Genomic DNA, 4,534 nt, shown 5'->3' with positions numbered 1-4,534 from the left:
CCTCGCCGCGTCCCGAATAATCGACGGGTGGTGGTCACCGTCGTGCTCGCGCTGCTCACCGCGGCGGCGTATGGCATCGACGGACATTTCGGCGCGATGGCCGCTCGACGGCTCGGTGCCGTCGGCACCACGATCCTCGCCTACGCGTCCGGCGCGGCCGTACTCGGCGTGATCGTGATCGTCGTCGGGGGACAGTGGAGCGGGCCGGCCGTCGGATGGGGCGTGGTCGCGGCGGTGACGGCGACGGCGGGGTCGATCGCGTTCTACGCGGCGGCGGTGTCCGGCTCGGTCAGTCTCGTGGCCCCACTCGTGGGCGTGCTGCAGTCCGCGGTGCCGGTCGCCGTCGCTGTCGGTCGCGGGGAGCGGTTCGGCGGTTTCGGCTGGGTCGCTGTGCTGCTCGCCATCTGCGCGGCGGTGCTCGCATCGTCTCGCCGGGCGGAGGGGCATCCGCGACTCACGCAGCGTTCGGGCGTGCTGACCGTCGTGTCGGGGCTCCTCCTCGGTGCCTCGATCCTGGCCGTCGATGCGGCTCCCGTCGCCGCCGAGCAGATTCCCGTCTTCCTCGAGCTCACGTTCGGCGTCGCGATGCTCGGGATGTTCCTGCTGGCGCGTGCGCGGCGAGTGCGGGTACGGGCGGCGCGTGAACCCGTGATCGCGGACGGGACGGCGAGGCGGGTCGCGATCATCCAGGCACTCGTCGCCGGCGTTCTGCTCGGCGTCGCGAACGTCTTCCTCGTGCTCGCGCTGCACCGCGGCCCGTTGGCTGTCGTAGGGGTGCTGGTGAACCTGTACCCGGTGTTCACGGTCGTCGCCGCCTGGCTGCTCGACAGGCAGCGACTCGCGGCGCCGCAGCTCGCCGGCGTCGCCCTCGCGGTGATCGCATCCGTGCTGTTCGGTGTCGCGTGATCCGGACCGGCGGATCGTCGCGACCCGATCCGTGGCCGCCTCCGTCCTCGCGGCGGAAGGGATCAGTGGAGTGTGGGCGCCGATTTGTCGGGCACCACGAAGGCATGGCATAATCGAACGGTTGCCTAACGGCCCCATCGTATAGCGGCCTAGTACGCCGCCCTCTCACGGCGGTAACGCGGGTTCGAATCCCGCTGGGGTCACCAACACGTCGAAAGCCCGGTGTTCGCACCGGGCTTTCGACGTTTCCGCATCTGCCCCGCACCGCGCGACGCGCGGTTCCGCCCGGAGTAGAGTTCCGGATGCGAGGGGGAGTATCCCGATCTCGCGCATCCGTCATCACGGGCGCAACGTCGCCGCCCCGGGTGCGCGCCGCACTGTGCGGGGGAGAGACCGTCGACGTTCGTCGCACCCTCCCGAAAGGCATCGCCCGTGGCATCCGCTCTGCCCGCCTGGTTCGAGATCACCGCACTCGTGGTTCTCGTGCTGATCCTCGTCGCCGACCTCCTGCTCATCGTGCGCCGGCCGCACGTGCCGTCGATGAAGGAAGCCGGGCTCTGGGTCGGGTTCTACGTCTCGCTCGCACTCGTCTTCGCCGGCGTGCTGTGGGCCGTCAGCGGCGGGTTCGACGTGCCCAGCCAGTTCCTCGCGGGCTGGCTGACCGAGTACAGCCTGTCGGTCGACAACCTGTTCGTGTTCGTGCTGCTGATGGCGCAATTCGCCGTGCCGCGTCGCTACCAGCAGGAGGTGCTGATGGTCGGCATCATCATCGCGCTCGTGCTGCGCGGAATCTTCATCCTGCTGGGGGCGGCGATCATCGAGCACTTCAGCGCCGTGTTCTACCTGTTCGGCATCTTCCTCGTCTACACCGCCTATCGGCAGGCGTTTGGCGGCGACGACCACGACGACGATCAGAAGCGCGAGGGAGTGATCGTGCGCACGCTGCGACGCATCTTCCCGATCAGCGAGTCCTTCGACGGCGCGAAGCTGCGCACGACCGTCGACGGCCGACGCCTCTTCACCCCGATGCTGCTCGTGTTCGTCGCGATCGGCTTCACCGATCTGGTGTTCGCGATCGACTCGATCCCGGCGATCTTCGGCATCACCGCCGATCCGTTCCTCGTGTTCACGGCGAACCTGTTCGCGCTGATGGGACTTCGCCAGCTCTACTTCCTGCTCGGCGGACTGCTCGACTCGCTCCGCTATCTGCACTACGGCATCGCGTTCATCCTCGCGTTCATCGGCGTGAAGCTCGTCTTCCACGCGCTGCACGAGAACGAGCTGCCGTTCATCAACGGAGGTCATGGGGTGGAATGGGCGCCCGAGATCTCCACGCTCGCCTCGCTCGGCGTCATCGTGGCCTCGATGGCGGTCGCCACGGTGGCGAGTCTCATGGCCTCGCGTCGCGACCGCGACGGGACGGATGCCGCGGGCCCCGCGGCATCCGTCTGATCGGGGTCAGAACGCGGCGAGGTTCGCGCGCAGACCGCCCGGCGCGTACTCGCGGCGGAGGATGCCGCGGCGGCGCAGGATCGGCACGAGCTCATCGAGCACGCGGTGCACCGTGACGGGGTGCAGGTCGCCCCAGAGCAGTACGCCGTCGTTGCCCCACTCGGCGAGCTCCTCGATGCGGTCGGCGAACTCGTCGGCGGTGCCGACGAAGCCGGACCCGTCGGTGAGGCGTCCGAGCCGCGCATGCGACGCGAGGATCTGCCGCAGCGGCGTGGTGGCGGCGTCGTTCCTCCCGATGAGGCGACGGATGCTGCCTTCCGAGACGTGGTTCGCGAACGTGCCCGCCGGGATCGGCGCGTCGAGGTCGAGCGCCGTGAGGTCGGTCTCGAGATCGCTCGACTGCTTGCGCGCGATCTGCACGAGGGCGGCCTCATCGGGGTTCGCCGACGCGGCGACGAGTCGGTCCGCCTCGGCCGCTGATGAGACGAGCACGGGCTGGATCGCGAAGAGGATCGTGATCTCCTCCGGGCGCCGACCACGCTCGACCGCCGCCGCGTGGATCTTCGCTCGATAGGCGGTGATGCTGTCGCGATCGAGCGGGGCGAGCGCGAGCTGTATGTCGCTGTTCGCGCCCGCGAAGCCGAGTCCGCGTCCGCTGCCGCCCGGCGACGCGATCACCGGCTCGCCCTCGCGGAAAGGCACCGCGTTGAGCGGGCCGTCGAAGGCGAAGTACTCGCCCCGATGCGCGGCGTGGTCGAGCCGGGTGCCGTCCGCGTAGACGCCCGAGACGGGGTCGACGACGAGGGCCTCGGGCGACCAACTGCGCCACAGCAGCCGCAGGCTCTCCAGCCACTCCTCGGCGCGGTCGTAGGCGGCGTCGTGGCCGAGCGGCGCGGCGGTGCCGAAGTGGCGGGCACTGCCGGTGTCGGTGACGACGTTCAGGCCGAGACGGTCGCCACTCAGGTGCTGGAGGGTCGCGAACTGACGTGCCGCCGTGTAGGGCACGTACGCCGCGGGGTTGACCGTCGGGATCACGCCGAGATGCTCGGTCGCGTCGAAGAGGTACGGCGCGAGGAGGAGCGGATCGTGCTTCGGGCCGCCAAAGGCATGCCGGATCCGCAGATCTATCGTCTCCGGGCTGCCGAGGGACGGTGCGTCCTCGATGATGACGAGGTCGAACCCGGCCTGCTCGAGGGTGCGCGCCGACTGCTGGTAGAGGCCGGGCTTCGTCCAGTCGTAGTCCCAGTCGAGGGAGGGGTATCCCCAGCCGTGCGGGCCGAAGCCGCGGGCGAGGAACCAGCCGAAGTGCTGCAGGCGGGTCATGCGAGGATCTCCTCCGTGGAACGGTCGCCGGACCCGGCGACGGCGGCGGGGGATCCGCTGGCGGCGCCCGCGGCGGCGAGCGCCCGGGCGAGGTCGCGACGCAGGTCGTCGACGTCTTCGATGCCGATGGACAGACGCAGGGTGCCGGGGAGAACTCCGCGCCGTACCCGCTCTGACTCCGCGTGGCCGGAGTGGCTCGTCGAGGCGGGGTGCAGAACGAGCGTGCGCACGTCGCCGAGATGCGTCATATGCGTGACGAGCTGAACCGCTTCGACGAACGCGCGGGCGGCGGGCTCGCCGCCGTTCAGCGTGAACGCGAACACCGAGCCGAAGCCGCCATGCAGCTGACGCACCGCGAGGTCGTGATCGGGGTGCGTGGGAAGACCGGCGTAGTCGACGGAGGCGACCTCGGGCTGCTCCTCGAGCCAGGTCGCAAGAGCGAGGGCGCCCGCGGACTGGTGCCGCACGCGCAAACCAAGGGTCTCCGCCCCCTGGCCGACCAAGAAGGCATTGAAGGGCGACGGCGTCGCGCCGAAGCGGGGGGCGACCGTCTCTCGTGCGTAGGCGATGCGCGCGCGTCCGCCGTGGCGCTCCCACGGGCTCGGCGCACCGCTCGCGTTGCGTTCGACGAGGTGCGGGAACAGGCGGCCCGCCGTGACGCCGTCGAACCGGCCGTCGTCGACGATCACGCCGCCCAGCGCGGCCCCGTGACCGCCGAGGAACTTGCTCGCCGAGTGCACGACGATCGCCGCGCCGTGTTCGATCGGTCGCAGCAGCGCCGGCGTCGCGAACGTGTTGTCCACGACCAGCGGGATGCCGAACTCGTCGGCGACGCCGGCGACGAGAGCGACGT

4 protein-coding genes and 1 tRNA gene are annotated in these 4,534 nt (G+C 70.3%); 3 read left to right on the top strand and 2 right to left on the bottom strand.

Features of this window, described 5'->3' with window-relative positions; translation table 11 throughout:
* The first annotated feature begins 27 nt into the window (after nucleotides 1-27).
* From ASG00_RS03600 to ASG00_RS03590, 3 genes are all read left to right on the top strand, one after another.
* On the top strand, nucleotides 28-906 hold the full coding sequence (locus ASG00_RS03600) for a DMT family transporter (RefSeq protein ID WP_056519881.1): 879 nt from the start codon (nucleotides 28-30) through the stop codon (nucleotides 904-906).
* A gap of 130 nt (nucleotides 907-1,036) precedes the next feature.
* Nucleotides 1,037-1,112 (top strand) — tRNA-Glu (locus ASG00_RS03595).
* A gap of 226 nt (nucleotides 1,113-1,338) precedes the next feature.
* Nucleotides 1,339-2,358 carry a TerC family protein gene (locus ASG00_RS03590; RefSeq protein WP_056206959.1) on the top strand — a complete coding sequence of 340 codons (1,020 nt, stop codon included), beginning with the start codon at nucleotides 1,339-1,341 and terminating at the stop codon, nucleotides 2,356-2,358.
* Between the two features lie 6 nt (nucleotides 2,359-2,364).
* On the opposite strand, the gene ASG00_RS03585 is transcribed toward ASG00_RS03590, so the two are convergent.
* Both ASG00_RS03585 and ASG00_RS03580 read right to left on the bottom strand, forming a co-directional pair.
* Nucleotides 2,365-3,681, bottom strand: a complete 1,317-nt coding sequence (locus ASG00_RS03585) for an LLM class flavin-dependent oxidoreductase (RefSeq protein WP_056206957.1) — start codon at nucleotides 3,679-3,681, stop codon at nucleotides 2,365-2,367.
* On the bottom strand, nucleotides 3,678-4,534 hold an 857-nt coding region (locus ASG00_RS03580), incomplete at its 5' end, for a PLP-dependent transferase (RefSeq protein WP_235559118.1). The genes ASG00_RS03585 and ASG00_RS03580, both read right to left, overlap by 4 nt.

It is taken from the genome of Microbacterium sp. Leaf351 (assembly GCF_001423825.1).
GTDB classification, from domain to species: domain Bacteria; phylum Actinomycetota; class Actinomycetes; order Actinomycetales; family Microbacteriaceae; genus Microbacterium; species Microbacterium ginsengisoli.
Note: the sequence above shows the minus strand (reverse complement) of the source record. Positions and strands in the feature narration are given on the sequence as shown.